Here is a 17,786-nt window from a genome sequence, read left to right on the forward strand (position 1 = left end):
CCGCCGAAGAGAGCGAGCACTATGAGAAGCTCCACAAGCGTAAAGCCCCCGGTATCCCATGTGGCGGTCCGTCGCATGGTCTCCACCTCACCTCTCTTCACGGAGATGCAATATGCGTGCCTTCCTGCAAGTACTTGATCTGCAAGGACAAGGGAGGATTGCGAAGGCCCGCCGATCATGAAAAATTTTCATAGTCCGTACATTTTTATCTTGTAGATGAGGGCCCTGAGACTGATGTCAAGCAGGGCGGCGGCCCTTGTCTTGTTGCCACCCGTCTCTTCGAGGGCCTTTTCTATGAGACGGCGCTCGACGGCCGCGTGGGCCTTCTTGATGGAGAGGGAGGGGAAGGAGAACTCCGGCGCCGGCCCGGCGGAGTGCTCTCCACCAAAGGGAAGGAGCGCCGCGGTGATGCGGTCGCCGTCGGCCAGTATGACGGCCCGCTCGACGACGTTTTCGAGCTCGCGCACGTTGCCCGGCCAGGAGTACCTCCTGAGCGCCGCCTCGGCCTCGGCGGTGAAGCCCTCGAGGCGCTTTGAGAATCGCGCCGAGAAACGGGCCAGGAAGTGCCCGGCCAGGGCCGTTATGTCGTCGCCGCGCTCCCTGAGCGGCGGGAGCCTGAGCGGTATGACGTTGAGCCTGTAGTAGAGGTCCCGGCGCAGCCGTCCCGCGGCGACGAGTTCCGAGGGGTCGCGGTTGGTGGCGGCCACGACCCTCACGTCGACGCGAATGACCCTCGTCTCGCCCACGCGCCTGAACTCGCCCTCCTGGAGCACCCGAAGCAGCTTCACCTGCATGGCCGGCTCGAGCTCGCCGACCTCGTCGAGAAAGACGGTGCCGCCGTCGGCCTCCTCGAAGAGGCCCGCCCTTGTGCGCACGGCGTCGGTGAATGCGCCCTTGACGTGACCGAAGAGCTCGCTCTCCATGAGCCCCTGCGGTATGGCTCCGCAGTTTACGGCGATGAAGGGCCCTTCGCGGCGCGCCCCTGAGAAGTGGAGGGCCCTGGCTACGAGCTCCTTGCCCGTGCCGCTCTCGCCGGTTATGAGCACCGTCGAGTCGTAGTCGGCCACCTTGCGCACCGTGTCGAGGACCTCGAGCATGGCCCTGTCGGCGGCGACGATCTCCGAGAGGTCGCAGCCCATGGAGAGCTCGCCCCTCAAGCGCTCGTTCTCGCGGCGCAGCCTTTCGCGCTCCTCGGCCTTCCTTATGGTCAGCGCCACCTCGTCGGGCCGGAAGGGCTTGGATATGTAGTCGTAGGCGCCGAGCCTCATGCACTCGACGGCCGTGTCGATCGTGCCGTAGGCGCTCATCATGACGATCACCGGCCGCCGCCCGCCTCCGGCGGACTTGCCGAACTCCTTGAGAAAGGAGAGCCCGTCGAGTCCCGGCATCCTGATGTCGCAGAGCACGAGGTCGTAGTCGCCCTGTTCCAGGGCCCTTAGCCCCTCGGCTCCGTCGGCCGCGGCCGTCACGTCGTAGCCCTCGCCCTCGAGCATGAGCGAGAGCATGTGGCGCATCGACTCCTCGTCGTCTATGACAAGTATCCTCTTCATGCCTTCGTCGGCGACGCGGCGTCGCCGTCCTCCCCGGTCCGGGCCGGGACCGTGACGGTGAAGGTCGCCCCCCGGCCGGGCCCGCTGCGGACCCCGATCTCGCCGCCGTAGATCTTCACTATCTCGCGGCAGACGAAGAGCCCGAGGCCCGTGCCCCGGCCGGGCTCCTTGGTGGTGTAGAAGGGCTCGAAGACCATCGCCCGCTCTTCGTCGGTCAGGCCGGGGCCGCTGTCGGCCACCTCTATCACCACGGCGGGCCTTGCGCCGGCGTCCTGTCCCCCGGACCCGGAGGCTGGAGGGGGCGGGTCGTCGCGCCTTCGGCGCGGCCCGCCCGCACCGCGCCTGTCCAGAAGCCCCGGCCCGGCGCTCACACGAATAACACCTCCGGCCATGGCGTCGCGGGCGTTGCTCAGGAGGTTTATCACCACCTGGCGCAGTCTGCCGGGGTCCATGCCGGCAGGCGGGGTGCCGGGACGCACCTCGAGCTCCACCTGCGCGGCCGGACCGTCGCCGCAGGAGTTGAAGAGGTCTACGGCCTCTTTCAGGACCTCTTCGACCGGGGCCGTGGCGCAGCCGCCGCCCCGATCTGGCGAGGTGAAGTCGAGGACCTCGCGCACTATGGCGTCCATCCGCATTATCTCGCGCCTTGTCTTCTCGAGGACCTCGGCCTCCTGCGCGCCCTCAAGCCGTCCCCTGGAGAGAAGCGTCACGTAACCGAGAACGGCGCTCAGCGGGTTGCCTATCTCGTGGGCGATGCCCGCGGCGAGTCTCCCCAGGGAAGCGAGCTTCTCGCTCGTTACGAGCCTCTCCCTGGCCTCGACGAGCCTGCGGTTGACGCTCTCCAGGCTCCTTATCTGCTCCTCCACGCTCTCGGCCATGGTGTTGAAGGAGCGGGCGAGACTGCCGATCTCGTCGTAGCCCTCGACGGCGGCCCGCACGCCGAGCTCGCCGGCGGCGATCCTCGAGGCCGCGGCCTCGAGCCTCCTGACCGGACCGATCACCGCCCTGTAGACGAGGTAGATTCCTATGGCGACGATAAAAAACGTATCCACGACGGCGAAGAAGACCACGAGACTCCGCACGGCCGACAGCTGCTCGGCGATGTCGTCGAGCGGCACGGTGAAGACGAGACTCCGCGCGCCCGGCAGCCTCGCCTCGACGACGAGGTCCGCCGACCCCATGGTGAAACGTCCGGCTCCCACGAGCCTTACCTTCACCCCGTCGGCGTAAAGGACGGTGCGCCCCTCGCGCCCGGCGCTCTCCGGCCGCTCTCCCGTGAGCACTTCGCCGCCGGCACCGGTGACGGCGTACCCCCTTATCCTCCCCCCGGCCCTGGCGCGCGATAGAAGCGCCTCCCCGCCCCCGCCGCCGCCTTCGGCGGCGGCCCTCACCATCTCGGCCACCAGCGCCGCCTCGCCGGCCTTGAGCGCCACGGCCCGCTCCTCCATTATCTTGAGACACACCACCCCCATGAGGGCTATGGCCGCCACGGCGACGATCACAATGGAGGTCACCAGCCGCCCGCCTATGCCCCATATCCTCGTCACCCCGGCCACACGGCCCCCACGTAGAGGTCCACGACGAGGTCGCCGAAAAAGATGTAGAACACCGCACCGAGCGAGAGGAAAGGCCCGAAGGGCACGGCGAACTTGCCGTCCTTGCCCAGCAGGGCCATGAGGACGACGCCGAGCAGCGCCCCGGCAAGCGAGCCCGCAAAGAGCGCCACCACCGCCCCCCTCCACCCCGTAAAGGCCCCTATCATGGCCAGAAGCTTCACGTCGCCGCCGCCCATGCCCTCGTAGCCTGTGGCCCAGTAGTAACCGCAGGCAACGGCCAGCAGCACGCCTCCCCCCAGCAGCGCGCCCGCCACGGAGTCGAGCGGACCGGGACCGGAGGCGGTGAAGAAGGACGCGGCCACTCCCGCCACGATGCCCGGCAGGCTTATGACGTCCGGTATTATCTTGAGGCGGAGGTCGATGAACGTAACGACGATGAGCGAGGAGACGAAGGCGAAGTAGACGAGAAAGTCCGCGCCCGGGCCGAAGCGGACCATGAGGGCCGCGGCGAAGAAGGCCGTGAGGGCCTCTACGAGCGGGTAGAGCGGCGAGATGGACGAGCCGCAACTGCGGCACCTGCCCCGCAACACGAGATAGCTCACCAGCGGTATGTTGTCGTAAAAGCGGACCGATGCGCCGCAGAAGGGGCACTTCGACGGCGGTGAGACGACCGAGGCCCCCTGCGGAATCCTGTATATGCAGACGTTGAGAAAACTCCCGATAACGGCGCCGAAGAGCGCCGCGAAGAGGAGCCATGAAGGCTCGACCGCCATCCCCACCTCCGCAGCAAAGACCCCCGAAGAGACCCCGCCCTTCACGGGGGGAACAAGGGCCTGCGGCCCTCTCGTAAAAGGCTACATCGACGAGCAGGCCGGCGCCTGCTCAAGGCCTTCCTCCACGGCGGTGGGCGGCAGGGACGGAGAGCCTCTCAGAGCGTTTCGGGGAGGTAGCTCTTCCTCTTGCTCTCCACCAGCTCGACGAGCTCCGAGGCATGTTCGACGGCCTCCCTGGCGTTACGGTCGCCTATGACCTCGGCCGGTATGCCGCCCGGTATGGCGTCGGGGAAGCGGGCCGTCTTGTAGTAGAGGTCGAGAAGGCTCGACGCCGTCACCAGCGGCTTGAACTCTTCCTCGTAGGTAATGGCCCTGTCGACAAGCTCCACGACCGAGCGCGTCTCGCGGGCGTCCTCCTTGTTGTAGAAGAGGAAGGCCCGCAGCGCCTTGGCCGCCGACTGCTGGGCCAGGAAACAGGCCTGCGCGTAGTAACCGCCCTGCTCGCACCACCGCGCCGCTTTCAGATCGTCTTCAGACTGGCGAAGCCACCGGTCGGCCTCCTTGCCGAGTATCTCCATGAAACGCCTCCTCGAAACTTCGGGTTCAAAGGACCGGCGCGGCGGACCGCCACTAACAAATCGGCCCTTCCGGCGGATAACTTGAATAACCGCGCCATTCTGGGGGAAACTTTCTGAAGAAAGTTTCCCCCAGGCCCCCTTCAAAGACTTTCAATACGAGTTGGTTTCCCCCTGTTTTGCCAGGCAAAACAGGGGGAAACCAACTCGTATTAAAGGTTTTTGGAGGGAGTCTGAGGGAACCGTGGGTCTGTGACCCGTGGGTCTATGACCCTTTACAAAAAGGTTCCCTCAGTGCATAAATCAGAGCTTCCTTGCCCCCGATAAGCGGCGGGGGGATAAGAAATCATGAAAGAAGGTTGCCCCGGTCTCCCCCTGCGTTCAGCTCCTGTAGGACGAGTTTATGCGCACGTATTCGTCGGTGAGGTCGCAGGTCCACAGCCTGTACGAGCCGCCGCCAGCGCCGAGTTCGACGATCACTTCCACCGTGTCTTCCCTCAGGGCCCGGGCCGCCTCTTTACCGGCGCCGGCGTCGAGCCCGCGGCGCACCACCTGCACGCCGTTATAGTAGAGGTCCACCTCGTCGGGGTCGAAGCGTGCGCCCGAGTCGCCGAGCGCCGCCATGAAGCGGCCCCAGTTGGGGTCGCAGCCGAAGAAGGCCGTCTTCACAAGCGGCGAGCAGGCGAGTTTTCTCGCCGCCTTCTCCGCCTCGCCGTCCGTAGCCGCGCCGCGCACGTCGACGGTCACCACCTTGGTGGCCCCCTCGCCGTCGCGCACTATCATGAGGGCGAGCTCCCTTGCAACGGACGAGAGGGCCTCGACGAACTCCGCGAAGGCGGCGCAACCCGCGGTCAGCAGCGGCCCCCCGGCAAGACCGTTGGCAAAGGCCAGCACCGTATCGTTTGTGGACTGGTCGCCGTCTACGACTATCCTGTTGAAGGAGGCGGATACGGCGGCCTTGAGGGCGCGCCTGAGGGCCGGCGGCGAAAGCCTGGCGTCGGTGAGAAAGAAGGCGAGCATCGTCGCCATGCGGGGCGAGATCATGCCGGCGCCCTTGGCTATGCCCGCCACGGTGACCTCGACGCCTCCGATCCCGCCGCGCAAGAGCGCGGTCTTGGAGAAGGCGTCGGTAGTGCGCATGGCCTCGGCCGCCGCCACAAGGCCCGAGGGGGCGAGCCTGGCCGCCGCCCTCTCTATGCCGGCCTCTATCTTCTCAAGCGGCGGCGCCACCCCTATGACCCCGGTCTGGCAGACGAGCACCTCGCCCGGCTCGGCGCCCACGGCCTTCTCCGTGGCGGCCGCCATCCTCTCCACCACGTGGCGGCCGAAGCCGCCGGTGCTCACGTTGGCGTTTCCGCTGTTGACCACCACGCCGCGGGCCGAGCCGGACGCGACCCTGCGACTGCTAAAAAGCACGGAAGGCGCCTTCACCCTGTTGGTCGTGAAAAGACCGGCCGCAACACAGGGCACGTCCGACACTATGACGGCCAGGTCCTTGCGCACCTTCTTCACGCCGCAATGGACTCCGGCGGCCCGAAACCCCTTTACATGAAACCCCTTCAATCCTCCTCCCTTTCTTCCGGGGGAAACTTTCCGAAAAAGGACCACCGGCTCCCCTCTCCCCCGGTCCCCTCTATTCGTATATGCAGCGGTCCCCTGGAGGTCCGGCCCGCGCCAGGCGGGATCTTTTTACGCCTTTGCGGCCCGAACCTCCAGGGAACCGCCCCCCGACAACGGGCGCGGGAAGGAAGCTCTGATTAATTACTCTGGGGGAAACTTTCTGTAGAAAGTTTCCCCCAGACCCCCTTCAAAGACTTTCAATGCGACGTGGTTTCTCCCTGTTTTGCCAAGCAAAACAGGGAGAAACCACGTCGCGTTAAAAGTTTTTGGAGGGAGTCTGAGGGAACCTTTTTACAAAAAGGTTCCCTCAGGGTAAATTAATCGGAGCTTCCTTGAGCGTCCTTGCCGCAAGGGTGGTCTTGTCTATCTGCCGCAGCACTTCTTGTATTTCTTGCCGCTGCCGCAGGGGCAGGGTTCGTTGCGGCCGACCTTCTCGCCCGAGCGTCGGACGGTTCTTGGCTTTTCGCTCTCGCCGGCGGCGTTTTCGCCGCGACCGAAGACCATGGGTCTGCTGCGCTGCACGGGCTCCAGTTCGTCGGCCGCGGCCTCGCTTCTGACCTGGACCTTGAAGAGCCGCTCGACCACGTCGCTCTTGAGGCGGAATATCATGTCGGAGAAGAGCTCGAAGCCCTCGCGTTTGTACTCGTTGAGCGGGTTTTTCTGGCCGTAGCCGCGGAGGCCGATGCCGCTCTTCAGGTGGTCCATCGAGAGGAGGTGGTCTTTCCAGAGGTTGTCGAGGGTGTTGAGCATGATGATCTTCTCGATGTGGGCCGCAAGCTCCCTGCCTATGATCGAGGTCTTCTCTTCGTAGAACTTCGTGGCCCGCTCCCTTATGGCCTCGGCCAGTTCCGCCCTCGTGGCGGCCCCGTCGAAGACCGCGGGGTCGAGTTCGAAGCCGAAGCGGCCGTGGACGGCTTCGGAGATCGCCTCCCTGTCCCAGTCCTCGGGCCTTGTCCTCTCCTCAACGTGGGTGGAGACCAGGTCATCGCTCACCTCGGCTACGAAGTCGTCGATCATCCCGTCCAGGCCCTCTCTGGCCAGGATCTGGCGGCGGTAGCCGTAAACGACCTCGCGCTGCTGGTTCATGACGTCGTCGTACTCGAGCAGGTGCTTTCTTATGTCGAAGTTGTGGGCCTCGACCTTCTTCTGGGCGCTCTCGATGGCCCTCGTCACCAGCGAGTGCTCGATGGGCACGTCCTCCTCCATGCCGAGCCGGTCCATGATGTTGGCGATGCGGTCGCTTCCGAATATGCGCATCAGGTCGTCCTCGAGGCTTATGAAGAAGCGGGAGGCCCCGGGGTCGCCCTGGCGCCCGGCGCGGCCGCGGAGCTGGTTGTCTATCCTGCGCGATTCGTGGCGCTCGGTGCCGATGATATAGAGCCCTCCGAGGGCCTTGACCCTCTCTTTCTCCTCTTCGCAGAGCTTCCTGGCCGCCTCGAAGGCCGCCCTGTAGGCGTCGGTCTTGTCGTCCTTGCCGGCCTTGGCCGCCGCCATGTGGGCCGGATTTCCGCCGAGCACGATGTCGGTGCCGCGGCCCGCCATGTTGGTCGAGAGCGTCACGGCGCCGAGACGGCCGGCCTGGGCCACTATCTCCGCCTCCCGCTCGTGGTGCTTGGCGTTGAGCACGTGGTGGCGCACCCCCTCCTTTGCGAGCATGGCCGAGAGCTTCTCGGAGTTCTCTATCGATATGGTGCCCACGAGCACGGGCCTGCCGCGCTCGTGCTCCTTCTTTATCTCGCGCACCACGGCCCGGAACTTCTCCCTCGCCGTCTTGTAGACGAGGTCGGGATGATCGACGCGGATCATGGGCTTGTTGGTCGGTATGACGACGACCTCGAGGTTATAGATATTGTGGAACTCGGCGGCCTCGGTGTCGGCCGTGCCGGTCATGCCGGCGAGCTTGTCGTACATGCGGAAGAAGTTCTGGAAGGTGATGGTCGCCAGCGTCTGGTTCTCGTTCTCGATCTTGACCCGCTCCTTGGCCTCCACGGCCTGGTGGAGCCCGTCGCTCCAGCGCCGTCCCGGCATGAGCCTGCCCGTGAACTCGTCTACTATGACGACCTGCCCGTCCTTGACCACGTAATCCACGTCGCGCTGGAAGAGGACGTGGGCCTTGAGGGCCTGGGTCACGTGGTGGAGCGTTTCGATGTTGCGCGTGTCGTAGAGGTTGTCGATCTTGAGAAGCGCCTCGACCTTGGATACGCCCTCGTCGGTTAGCAGCACCTGGCGGGCCTTCTCGTCGACCGTGTAGTGAGTCTCCTTTTTGAGCGACGGGATTATGCGGTCGATGGTGTAGTACTTCTCCGTCGAGTCCTCGGTGGGTCCCGAGATGATGAGCGGCGTTCTCGCCTCGTCGATGAGGATCGAGTCCACCTCGTCGACTATGGCGTAATGGAGCTCGCGCTGCACGTACTCGTCGAGCGAGAACTTCATGTTGTCGCGCAGGTAGTCGAAGCCGAACTCGTTGTTGGTGCCGTAGGTTATGTCGGCGCCGTAGGCCTCCTTGCGCGTCACGGGACGCAGGTGGAAGAAGGCGTCGTCGGGGGGCATGTAGTCGGGGTCGTAGTGGAAGCTCGCCTCGTGCTGGATGACGCCCACCGTGAGCCCCAGCGCATGGTAGATGACGCCCATCCACCGGGCGTCGCGGCGGGCCAGGTAGTCGTTGACCGTGACCAGGTGGGCGCCCTTGCCCGTGAGGGCGTTGAGGTAGAGCGGCAGCGTGGCCACCAGCGTCTTGCCCTCGCCGGTCTTCATCTCCGCTATCTTGCCCTCGTGGAGCACCACGCCGCCTATGAGCTGCACGTCGAAATGGCGCATATCGAGCTTGCGACGCGAGACCTCGCGCACGGCCGCAAAGGCCTCGGGCAGTATGTCGTCGAGGGTCTCGCCCTTCTCAAGCCTCGCCTTGAAGTCCTCGGTCAGCGCCTTGAAGTCCTCGTCCGGGAGGGCCTCCATCTTCGGCTCCAGCGAGTTGATCTTCTCTATAAGGGGCCTTATGCGCTTGAGCTCCCTTTCGTTCTTGCTTCCGAAAACCTTCTTTAGAATCGTATTGAACATCTCCATCCCTTGCTTCAGCGCGCTTTGTATGAACCGACCCTCCACACGGGACCGGTGAAAGAGTCCTTCGCCGAATGTGAAGGAAACTCTGATTTATTACCCTGGGGGAAACTTTCTGTGGAAGGGCCACAGGCCCGCGTTTCCCCCCTGCCCCATCGTATGTTATTCGGGTCTTCGGCTGTGCCGGGGATTCGGCCCGCGCCAGGCGGGATTTTTTTACGCCTTTGCGGCCCGAACCCCCGGCACAGCCCCCCGAGGCAGCCCGCGCGGCCAATAGGCCCCCTTCAAAGACTTTTAATTCCCTGCGGATCATCCCGATTTTGCTTGCAAAATCGGGATGATCCGCAGGGCGTTAAAAATTTTTGGAGGGAGTCTGAGGGAACCGTGGGTCTGTGACCCTTTTACAAAAAGGTTCCCGCAGGGCAACAAATCAGAGTTTCCTTAACTTTTTTAACACAAAAGTCGATTTTTTTCCAGCGCCTTCGCACTCACCCGCCTGCGGGGGAGAGGGCACAAAAAAGCCCCGACGGTCGTTGTCGGGGCGGGCTTGCAGGGAGGGACTGCCCTCGGGCTCCGGGCCTTTCGCCGCAGGGCGTCAGCTCCGGGCGGCGGCTCAATCGAGCAGGTACTTGCGCGGGTCGACGGTCACGCCGTTCACCGAGACCTGGTAGTGGAGGTGGGGACCGGTGGAGCGCCCCGTGTTGCCCATCTCGGCTATCTTCTCCCCCCTGGAGACCTTCTGTCCCACGCGCACCAGGATCTTCGAGAGGTGGCCGTAGAGGGTCTTGATGCCGTAGCCGTGGCTGAGCACGACGATCTTGCCTATGTTGGCCTTGTGCCCCACCTTGACGACCACTCCGTCGGCCGGGGCTATGATGGGGGTGCCCACGCGGTTGGCTATGTCTATGCCCGTGTGCATCTGGCGCAGCCCAGTAAAGGGAGACTTCCTGTAGCCGTATACAGAGGTGAGCCAGCCGCGGGCCGGCCATATCGACGGCGTGGAGGCGAGGAGCGAGGACCGGTCGAGCAGGTGCTCCTGGAGCTCGGTGAAGCTCTTCTCCTGCATGAGCGCCTCGTTTGTGAGCTGGTCGAGCTCGGCGTGCATCTTGCCGACCATGGTGTCGCGCCTTTCGCCGAGGGAGAGGAAGGGGTCCTCGTCCGTCGAGGTGCCGCCCATGCCCGTGTAGCGGCCCTCGTCGTCGGCCGTGTCGAGGTTGGCTATGATCCGCAGCTTCCTGTCGAAGAGTTTCAGCTTGGCCATGCGGCTTTCGAGGTCGCTTATCTTGGTGGTGAAGGCCCGCAGCTCTATCTTCTGGGCCGTCGTCTCCTTTCGCAGCGCGTCGAGCTCGGGAACGAGGGCCTTGACCTGCACATAGTCGTAGACGATGAAGGAGAAGACGATGAGGAAGAGGAAGGCGGAGACGGCGCTGGCCCTGAGCAGCGCCACGGGGACCTTGTAGTGCTTTACCCTGGAGGTGTCGCCGGGCAGGATGTAGACCGAAAGGTAACGTTTCATCTGGACCCTCCTCCTCGAAGTCTCCGTTGTATATCCAACACTTCGCCGAAACGCCGGAAATCTTCAGTCCCGCCGGCCCCCGGCCGGCCCCCACGCTGCCCCCCGCTGCCCCGCCGGTCTCCCACGCCGCTCCCCCCCGCCGACACTCGCCGCCCCCTCGCCGCCCCCTCGCCGGTTACGTCCGCCGGACCGCCCTTGCCGGGGGCCGCCGCGGCACAACCCGGGCGGCGGCCGAGGGGATCGATGCGCCTCGAAGGCCGCGCGGCTACGCCCTTCCAGCTTCCATCATTTAGCACGCACCGCCCGCGGTTGTCAAGCGAAATCGGCCTCAAACGGGCGTCGGCCTCAAGGAAGCCCTCATTTATTGCACCGGGGGAAACTTTCTGTAGAAAGTTTCCCCCGGACCCCCTTCAAAGACTTTTAATTCCCTGCGGATCGCCCCGATTTTGCTTGCAAAATCGGGGCGATCCGCAGGGCGTTAAAAGTTTTTGGAGGGAGTCTGAGGGAACCGTGGGCCTATGCCCCTTTTACACAAAGGTTCCCTCAGGGTAATTAATCGGAGTTTCCCCAAAGCTTGCGGTCATAAACATGAGTACCATGACGGAGGGCCCCGGTAAGTGACCGCCGTCACCGTCACCTGTCGAGAAAGAGCAGGATGCGGCGGCGCTCTATCCTGATATAGCCGTCTGCGGCCATCTTCTTCAGGGCCCGGCTCACTACCTCGCGGGAAGAGCCTATCATGGCGGCTATCTCCTCGTGGGTCATCCTCTCTATGGAGGCCACCCCGCCCTTCTCCCTCTGCTCGGCGCCGACCATGGACATGAAGGTGCTCGCTATCCTGCCGCACACATCGAGCAGCGCAAGGCCGCCTATCTTCTCGGTGGCCACCCGCAGGCGCCTGGAGAAGTAGGCCAGGAGCCGCATGACCACCTTGTGGTGGGTGCCGAGGTAGCGCAGGAAACGCCTCCTCGACACGACGAGGCACTCCATGTCGTCGAAGGCCTCCACGTTGGCCGAGCGCGGCATCTCGTCGATTACGGACATCTCGCCGAAGACCTCGCCGGGGCCGAGAACGGCCAGCACTATCCTGCCGCCCTCCTCGCCGTAGAGCACGACCCGCGCCCTGCCCGAGAGCATGAAGTAGACGGCGTCGCCGGCCTCGCCCTCGGCTATGACGATGCTGTTGCGCGGCCAGGACCGCACGTCCCCGATCTCCACGAGGTCGTCGAAGTAGAAGTCCTCGAGCCCCTCGAAGACGGGATTCGAGTCGAGCACCGCCTTTATCTCGTCCCTGTCCATGACTCACGTGCCGCTTGCGTCTATGCGGCCGAGCAGGATGCTCGGCGCTCCAACGGCCCCCATGAAACGCAGGTCGGAACCCGTGCGCTCCACGCGGGAGAAGAGCTCCAGGAGGTTTCCGGCCACGGCCATCCCCCTCACGGGCCGGCCCACCCTGCCGCCCTCGACGCGGAAGCCGCCGGCGCCGATGGAGAAGTCGCCGCTTACGCGGTCTATCGTGTGAACACCCATGAGCTCGGTTATGAAGAGCCCTTCGCCCATCTCGGCGATCAGGGCGTCGAGGGGGAGGTCGCCGGCCTCCACGTAGACGTTGGAGAGGGCCACGGCGGGAACCGAGCCGTAGCCCGAGCGCGATGCGTTGCCCGTGCTCTCCGCGCCGCTTCTGCCCGCCCAGTAGGTGTCGTAGAGATAACTCCTCAGCACGCCGCGCTCGATGACGCAGGTGGTGCGCCGCGCCACACCCTCGGCGTCGCGGAGCGAGCTGTTCCACCCGCCCCGCAGAAGCCCGTCGTCCCGGATGCTCACCGCTTCGGAGACCACCTTCTCGCCGAGCCTCCCGGCCAGCATGGAGCGGCCCTTGCACACGTTGTCGGCCAGCACCGACGAGGCCAGGGCCTCGACGAGCTCAAGGGCCACGAGGTTTTCAAGCACCGCCGGAGAGCGCACCGTCTCGATCCGCCCGGCGCCGAGCATGGAGACGGCCCGCTCGGCCGCCGCGCGGCCCACCCGGCGTGGATCGACGTCGGCCATCGAGTGGCCCATCATGACCTCCCAGCCCATCTCGCTCGAGCCGTCCGCCTCGGCCACGGCCATGACGCTGGCCGAACAGTAGGTGGCGCGATGGGTTACGTCCACGCCCTTCGAGTTGACCACCCTGTGGCCCTGGACCGACTCGCTGAACGACGCCGACCGAACCTTCGTGATCCTCCGGTCGTGGCTTCTCGCCGCCTCCTCCACGGCCACGGCGGCCCCTATCTTCTCATCCTCCGGCAACTCCAAAAGCGACGGGTCGTAGACGAGAAGATCGCCTGCGTCAAGGCCGGACCCGCCGCGACCGGGCTCCGGAAAGCCCAGGGCCTCGTCGGCCGTGGCAAGCCCGCTCCCCTCGACGGCGCTATCCACCATGGCCTCGAGCGCCGCCTTCTCCAAGACATTGGTGAAGCTGAAACCGAGCCTCGACGCCTTGAGCGTGCGCACCCCCACGCCGGCGCCGCTCTTCACCTTGAAGAAATCGACCTTCCCGTCCTTGCTCTCCACATTCACGCCCCTGTGGGCCGAGAAGTATATCTCGTAGTCGTCCACCCTGCCCCGCAAAAACCCCTCCACAGCCTCCACAACCCCCTCGGCCCCGGCACGCTCCAGTATGTCCACTCCACTTCCTCCTCGACAAGTATGTTCCCGATGATCGGCCGGGGGAAACTTTCTGAAGAAGGGCCACAGGCCCACGTTTCCCTCAGGCGATATCTATGATCACGGCGTTTTCGTCGCAGTTGGGGAACTTGACGCACCTTATGCACTCGCCCCATATTTTGTGGGGGAGGTCTTCCTTTGCGACCGGCCTGAAGCCGAGCTTTTCGAAGAAGGCCGTCCTGTAGGTGAGGGCGAAGACCCTTTTGAGTCCCAGCGAGCGCGCCTCTTCGAGGCAGGCCGTTACGAGCGAGCGGCCCACGCCGCTTCCGAAGCGCTCTTCCTTAACCGCCAGGGTCCTGATCTCGCCGAGTTCCTCGGAGCAGACGTGGAGGGCGCAGAGGCCGACGAGTTCCTCTCCGTCACGACAGACGAAGAAGTCGCGCAGGTTGTCGTATATCTCGGAGAGCGGTCTGGGGAGCATGTCGCCCCTGCGGGCGAATGTCTCCACCAGGGCCGCCATCTCCTTTACGTCTCCTGTGACGGCCTTCCTTATCACGTCTTCTCCGCCGCCGCGCCGTCGATGAGCTCCCTTGCGTGGTCCATTACCGCTCCCGAAGTCCGTGCTCCTCCGAGCATGCGCGCAAGCGCCTCTACGCGGCGCTCGCCAGTCACGACCTCCACGGTCGTGACGGTCCGCCCCGACGGCCGGCGTCCCTTGGAGACGCAGAAGTGCCTGTCCGCCAGGGCCGCGATCTGCGGCAGATGGGTGATGCAGAGCACCTGCCGCCCGCCGGCGTCGGCCACCTCGCGCAGCTTCCCGCCCACGGCCCGGGCCGTCGTTCCGCCTATGCCCGCGTCCACCTCGTCGAAGACCAGTGTGGGCACCGACCCGGCCGCGCCGAGGCGCTTCATGGCGAGCATTATCCTCGAAAGCTCTCCGCCCGAGGCTACGCGGTCGAGGGGCTTTAGCTCCTCGCCCGCGTTGGTCGCTATGAGGAAGCGGACCCTGTCGACGCCCGAGGCCGAAAGGCGCGAGGGGTCGGAGTCAATCTCCACGCGGAAGGCGCAGCCCTCCATGCCGAGGTCGGCCATCTCGCCCACAAGGCTCTCTTCCAGGCGCGCCGCGGCGGCGCGCCTGGCCTTCGACAGCTCCCCGGCCGCCTCGAGGGCGGCGCTGCGCGCCTCAGCGACCCGCCTGTCGAGCTCGGCCACTCTCCCGTCCGTCTCCTCCAGCCCCTCGAGCTCGGCCTCGATGGCCGCCTTGCGCTCCAGTATGTCTTCTATGGCGGCGCCGTACTTGCGCTTGAGCCTCCCGATGAGGTCGAGCCGGCCCTGCACCTCGTCGAGCCTCGCCGGGTCGGCCTCGACCGTCGAGGCGTAGTCGCGCAGGAAGGCGGCTGCGTCCTCCACGGCGTAAAGGGCCGACTCCAGCCCCTTTCGGACCTCTTCGAGCGCAGGGTCGATGCGCTCCATCTCGCTCAGGGCGCGCACCACGGCGCCGATCTTCTCGACCACGGCCCCCGACTGCGAGTATAGCACACTTTCGGCCTCGCCGCTCATGGACGCAAGCCTCTCGGCGCTTGCGAGCCTTCGCCGCTGCGCCTCGAGCTCGTCGTCCTCGCCGGGGGAGAGCGCGGCCGCCTCTATCTCGTCGCGCTGGAAGCGCAGAAGCTCCTCTCTGCCGGCCCTTGCGGCGGCCTCGGCCCGAAGCCTCTCAAGGCGCCCGCAGGCGTCTGCAAGCTCATCCCACAGGCGGGCCATGCGCTCCGCAGCCGCACCGAGTCCGCCGTAGCCGTCGAGAAGCCCCATGTGCTCTTCGGCCCTCGTGAGCCTCTGGTGCTCGCTCTGGCCCAGTATGTCGACGAGACGGGCCGAGAGAGCGGAGAGCACGGCGAGCGACGTCATGGAGCCGTTGACGTAGACGCGGTTTCTGCCCGAGCGCGTGAGCACGCGCTTTACGACGAGCTCGTCGGCCGCCTCGATGCCGGCCTCTTCGAGCACGGCCGCAACGCCGCCGTCACCGGCCGCGTCGAAGAGCGCCTCCACCACGGCCTCGTCACAGCCGCTTCGGATGAGATCGGTCGAAGCCCTGGCGCCGAGCACCAGGGCGAGGGCGTCGATGATTATGCTCTTGCCCGCCCCCGTCTCGCCGGTGAAGACGTTGAGCCCCCTTACCGGCTCTACGGAGAGCTCGTCTATTATGGCGATGTCTCTTATGCGAAGCTCAAGGAGCATGGCGGATTCCGGCGCGGAGACGGGGGGCGGAGCTCTTCTCAGCCCCCTTTGCCGTCGTTCTTCAGGGGATGACTGTCGGCCTTGACCTCCCAGAGCAGCCTCTCGCGGAGGATGTCGAAGTAGCTCTTGCCCGAGCGGTGCCTCACGAGATAGATGCTCCTGGAGGACCTGCGCATGTCGATCACGTCACCGCACGCGAGGGCCGTCTCTACCTGGCCGTCCAGCGTGAGGCGTATCTCGGCGGGGTCGGCGCACAGGCGCACCTCCACCTGCATCCAGTCGGGAATGACCAGCGGGCGGTTGGTGAGGTTGAAGGGGCAGATGGGCACGACGATGATGGAGTGGATCGTCGGGTAGAGGATGGGACCGGCCGCCGAGAGCGAGTAGGCCGTGGAGCCCGTGGGTGTGGCGACGATGAGGCCGTCGGCCCTGTAGGTCGTAACGTACTCGCGGTTTATGCGGGTTTCCAGCCGCACCAGCCGCGCCCCCACGCCCTTGAGCACGGCGTCGTTGAGCACGTCGTGCCGGGCGACGACCCTGCGGCCGCGGCGCACCTTGACGGCGAGCATCATGCGCTCCTCGATGCCGTAGTCGCCCTCGAGCATCCTCTCCAGGAGCCCGAAGACCTCCTTCTCGGTCACGGAGGTGAGAAAGCCGAGCCCGCCGAGGTTCACGCCCACAAGCGGCACCTTGCGCCCTCCCACGATCCGCGCCGCCGAGAGCATGGTGCCGTCGCCGCCGAGCACCACGATGGCGTCGACGAGCCGGGGCATGGAGGCGAGCCGGCAGACCCTCGCGCCGCGGACATTCACGTCCAGCGCGTCGTCCACGTAGACCGTCACCCCGCGCCCGGTGAGCCACCTGCACAGGACGGGCACGAACCTCACGGCGCGAGGCTTGGAATGGTTCACGACGAAACCGATCTTCTTCATGACTCCGCCTTCCCGCCGGCAAGGAGCTCTCCGGCCGGGGAGCGCGCCCCCGCAACCCGCCCCTCTGCCCCGCCGTTTCGCTGGATAGAACTCAGCCGCCGGGCCTATGGGGCTCGATGACGACCTTCATGGACTCGCCGGCCCTTGCCGTCAGCGCGAAGCCCCGCGCCGCGTCGTCGAGCGGGAGCCTGTGGGTCACCATGTCCTCCACCTCGACCCTGCCCGAGGCCATGAGGTCGAGGGCCGTCAGCGTGTCCCCGGGCGGAGAGGCGTAGGTGTTGACGAGCTTTACGTTGTCGCGCCAGAGCTCGAAGAGCGGCATGGGATAAGTCTCGCCCGGCCCCTTGGGCGCGAAGAAGATTATGGTGCCTCCCCGCTCCACGCACTCCACGGCCTGGGCTATGGCCGAGTCGTGGGCCGTGCAGAGCACGACGAAGTCGGCGAGCCTTCCGGCCGTGGCCTCCCTTACGGCCCCGGCCACGTCGGCGTCGGCGGCCACGGCGAGGTCCGCGCCCGCGCGCCTGGCCGCCTCGAGCCTGAAGGCGTTGACGTCGGTGGCCACCACCGGCCCCGCCCCGAGAGCGCGGACAAGCTTTATGTGGAGGATGCCGGAGATGCCGCTTCCGAGCACGAGCACGCTCCTGCCGGGCTCGAAACGGGCGACGCGAAGCCCCCTCACTACACAGCCGAGAGGCTCGGAAAAGGAGCCCTCGATGAAACTCATGCCCCGCGGCAGCCTGAAGACCCCGCGGTCCACGTTCACCGCCGGCACCCGCACGTACTCGCAGAAACCGCCGGGGTCGAAGTTGGTGGTGCGCAGCAGCTCGCAGACCGAGTGCCCGCCGGCGAGACAGTAACGACAGGTGTTGCACGGCACGTGGTGGGCCGCCGTCACGGCCTCGCCCACCTTGAAGCGCTCCACGCCTTCACCGACCTCCTCGACGACACCCGCTATCTCGTGGCCCAGGATGACCGGGGCCTTCCTTATGCGGTACCACTCCATGACGTCGCTGCCGCATATGCCGCTGGCCATCACCTTCACCACAAGCTCGCCCGGCCCCGCCGCCGGCCTGGGCACGTCCTCGATACGGACGTCGCTGTTGCTGTAATATACCGCCGCCTTCATATCTCCTCTCCTGGGGGAAACTTTCTGTAGAAAGTTTCCCCCAGACCCCCTTCAAAGACTTTCGATACGAGTTGGTTTCCCCCTGTTTTGCCTGGCAAAACAGGGGGAAACCAACTCGTATTGAAAGTCTTTGAAGGGGGTCTGGGGGAAACGTGGGCCTGTGGCCCTTCTACAGAAAGTTTCCCCCAGGGTAATCA

14 protein-coding genes are annotated in these 17,786 nt (G+C 65.5%); all 14 read right to left on the reverse strand.

Features of this window, described 5'->3' with window-relative positions:
* On the reverse strand, nt 1–179 hold a 179-nt coding region (locus ENJ37_09940; GenBank protein ID HHL40816.1), incomplete at its 3' end, for a type II secretion system protein.
* A gap of 9 nt (nt 180–188) precedes the next feature.
* Nucleotides 189–1,550: a sigma-54-dependent Fis family transcriptional regulator gene (locus tag ENJ37_09945; GenBank protein HHL40817.1), complete on the reverse strand. Its 1,362-nt coding sequence runs from the start codon at nt 1,548–1,550 to the stop codon at nt 189–191.
* Nucleotides 1,547–3,097 (reverse strand): HAMP domain-containing histidine kinase, encoded by a 1,551-nt coding sequence (locus tag ENJ37_09950; GenBank protein ID HHL40818.1) that lies wholly within the window; start codon nt 3,095–3,097, stop codon nt 1,547–1,549. Before ENJ37_09950 ends, ENJ37_09945 begins: the two co-directional genes overlap by 4 nt.
* Nucleotides 3,094–3,879: a prepilin peptidase gene (locus tag ENJ37_09955; GenBank protein HHL40819.1), complete on the reverse strand. Its 786-nt coding sequence runs from the start codon at nt 3,877–3,879 to the stop codon at nt 3,094–3,096. Before ENJ37_09955 ends, ENJ37_09950 begins: the two co-directional genes overlap by 4 nt.
* A 155-nt stretch (nt 3,880–4,034) precedes the next feature.
* A complete protein-coding gene (locus ENJ37_09960) occupies nt 4,035–4,457 on the reverse strand; it encodes a HEPN domain-containing protein (GenBank protein HHL40820.1) in 423 nt (140 codons plus the stop codon).
* A gap of 378 nt (nt 4,458–4,835) precedes the next feature.
* Nucleotides 4,836–6,017, reverse strand: coding sequence for a bifunctional glutamate N-acetyltransferase/amino-acid acetyltransferase ArgJ (argJ, locus tag ENJ37_09965; GenBank protein ID HHL40821.1), 1,182 nt, complete (start codon nt 6,015–6,017; stop codon nt 4,836–4,838).
* Nucleotides 6,018–6,437: 420 nt separating this feature from the next.
* Nucleotides 6,438–9,131, reverse strand: coding sequence for a preprotein translocase subunit SecA (secA, locus tag ENJ37_09970; protein ID HHL40822.1), 2,694 nt, complete (start codon nt 9,129–9,131; stop codon nt 6,438–6,440).
* Between the two features lie 613 nt (nt 9,132–9,744).
* Complete coding sequence (locus tag ENJ37_09975; GenBank protein ID HHL40823.1) at nt 9,745–10,647, reverse strand: M23 family metallopeptidase; 903 nt, start codon at nt 10,645–10,647, stop codon at nt 9,745–9,747.
* Nucleotides 10,648–11,280: 633 nt separating this feature from the next.
* A complete protein-coding gene (locus tag ENJ37_09980) occupies nt 11,281–11,946 on the reverse strand; it encodes a Crp/Fnr family transcriptional regulator (GenBank protein ID HHL40824.1) in 666 nt (221 codons plus the stop codon).
* Nucleotides 11,947–11,949: 3 nt separating this feature from the next.
* Nucleotides 11,950–13,317 carry a TldD/PmbA family protein gene (locus tag ENJ37_09985; GenBank protein HHL40825.1) on the reverse strand — a complete coding sequence of 456 codons (1,368 nt, stop codon included), beginning with the start codon at nt 13,315–13,317 and terminating at the stop codon, nt 11,950–11,952.
* Between the two features lie 82 nt (nt 13,318–13,399).
* Nucleotides 13,400–13,852, reverse strand: a complete 453-nt coding sequence (locus tag ENJ37_09990) for an N-acetyltransferase (protein ID HHL40826.1) — start codon at nt 13,850–13,852, stop codon at nt 13,400–13,402.
* Nucleotides 13,849–15,531 carry a DNA repair protein RecN gene (recN, locus tag ENJ37_09995; protein HHL40827.1) on the reverse strand — a complete coding sequence of 561 codons (1,683 nt, stop codon included), beginning with the start codon at nt 15,529–15,531 and terminating at the stop codon, nt 13,849–13,851. The genes ENJ37_09990 and recN overlap by 4 nt, the downstream gene beginning before the upstream one ends.
* 38 nt (nt 15,532–15,569) lie before the next feature.
* A complete protein-coding gene (locus ENJ37_10000) occupies nt 15,570–16,463 on the reverse strand; it encodes an NAD(+)/NADH kinase (GenBank protein HHL40828.1) in 894 nt (297 codons plus the stop codon).
* Between the two features lie 91 nt (nt 16,464–16,554).
* Nucleotides 16,555–17,589 (reverse strand): alcohol dehydrogenase, encoded by a 1,035-nt coding sequence (locus tag ENJ37_10005; protein ID HHL40829.1) that lies wholly within the window; start codon nt 17,587–17,589, stop codon nt 16,555–16,557.
* Nucleotides 17,590–17,786: the final 197 nt, after the last annotated feature.

This window comes from Deltaproteobacteria bacterium, assembly GCA_011375175.1.
Classification (GTDB): Bacteria; Desulfobacterota; GWC2-55-46; order GWC2-55-46; family DRME01; genus DRME01.

Bases quoted from the DNA above. Each gene is read 5' to 3' on its own strand.
- ENJ37_10005 (HHL40829.1), bottom strand. From the start codon at position 17,589: ATGAAGGCGGCGGTATATTACAGCAACAGCGACGTCCGTATCGAGGAC.
- recN (HHL40827.1), bottom strand. From the start codon at position 15,531: ATGCTCCTTGAGCTTCGCATAAGAGACATCGCCATAATAGACGAGCTC.
- ENJ37_09960 (HHL40820.1), bottom strand. From the start codon at position 4,457: ATGGAGATACTCGGCAAGGAGGCCGACCGGTGGCTTCGCCAGTCTGAA.
- secA (HHL40822.1), bottom strand. From the start codon at position 9,131: ATGTTCAATACGATTCTAAAGAAGGTTTTCGGAAGCAAGAACGAAAGG.
- ENJ37_10000 (HHL40828.1), bottom strand. From the start codon at position 16,463: ATGAAGAAGATCGGTTTCGTCGTGAACCATTCCAAGCCTCGCGCCGTG.
- ENJ37_09975 (HHL40823.1), bottom strand. From the start codon at position 10,647: ATGAAACGTTACCTTTCGGTCTACATCCTGCCCGGCGACACCTCCAGG.
- ENJ37_09955 (HHL40819.1), bottom strand. From the start codon at position 3,879: ATGGCGGTCGAGCCTTCATGGCTCCTCTTCGCGGCGCTCTTCGGCGCC.
- ENJ37_09980 (HHL40824.1), bottom strand. From the start codon at position 11,946: ATGGACAGGGACGAGATAAAGGCGGTGCTCGACTCGAATCCCGTCTTC.
- ENJ37_09945 (HHL40817.1), bottom strand. From the start codon at position 1,550: ATGAAGAGGATACTTGTCATAGACGACGAGGAGTCGATGCGCCACATG.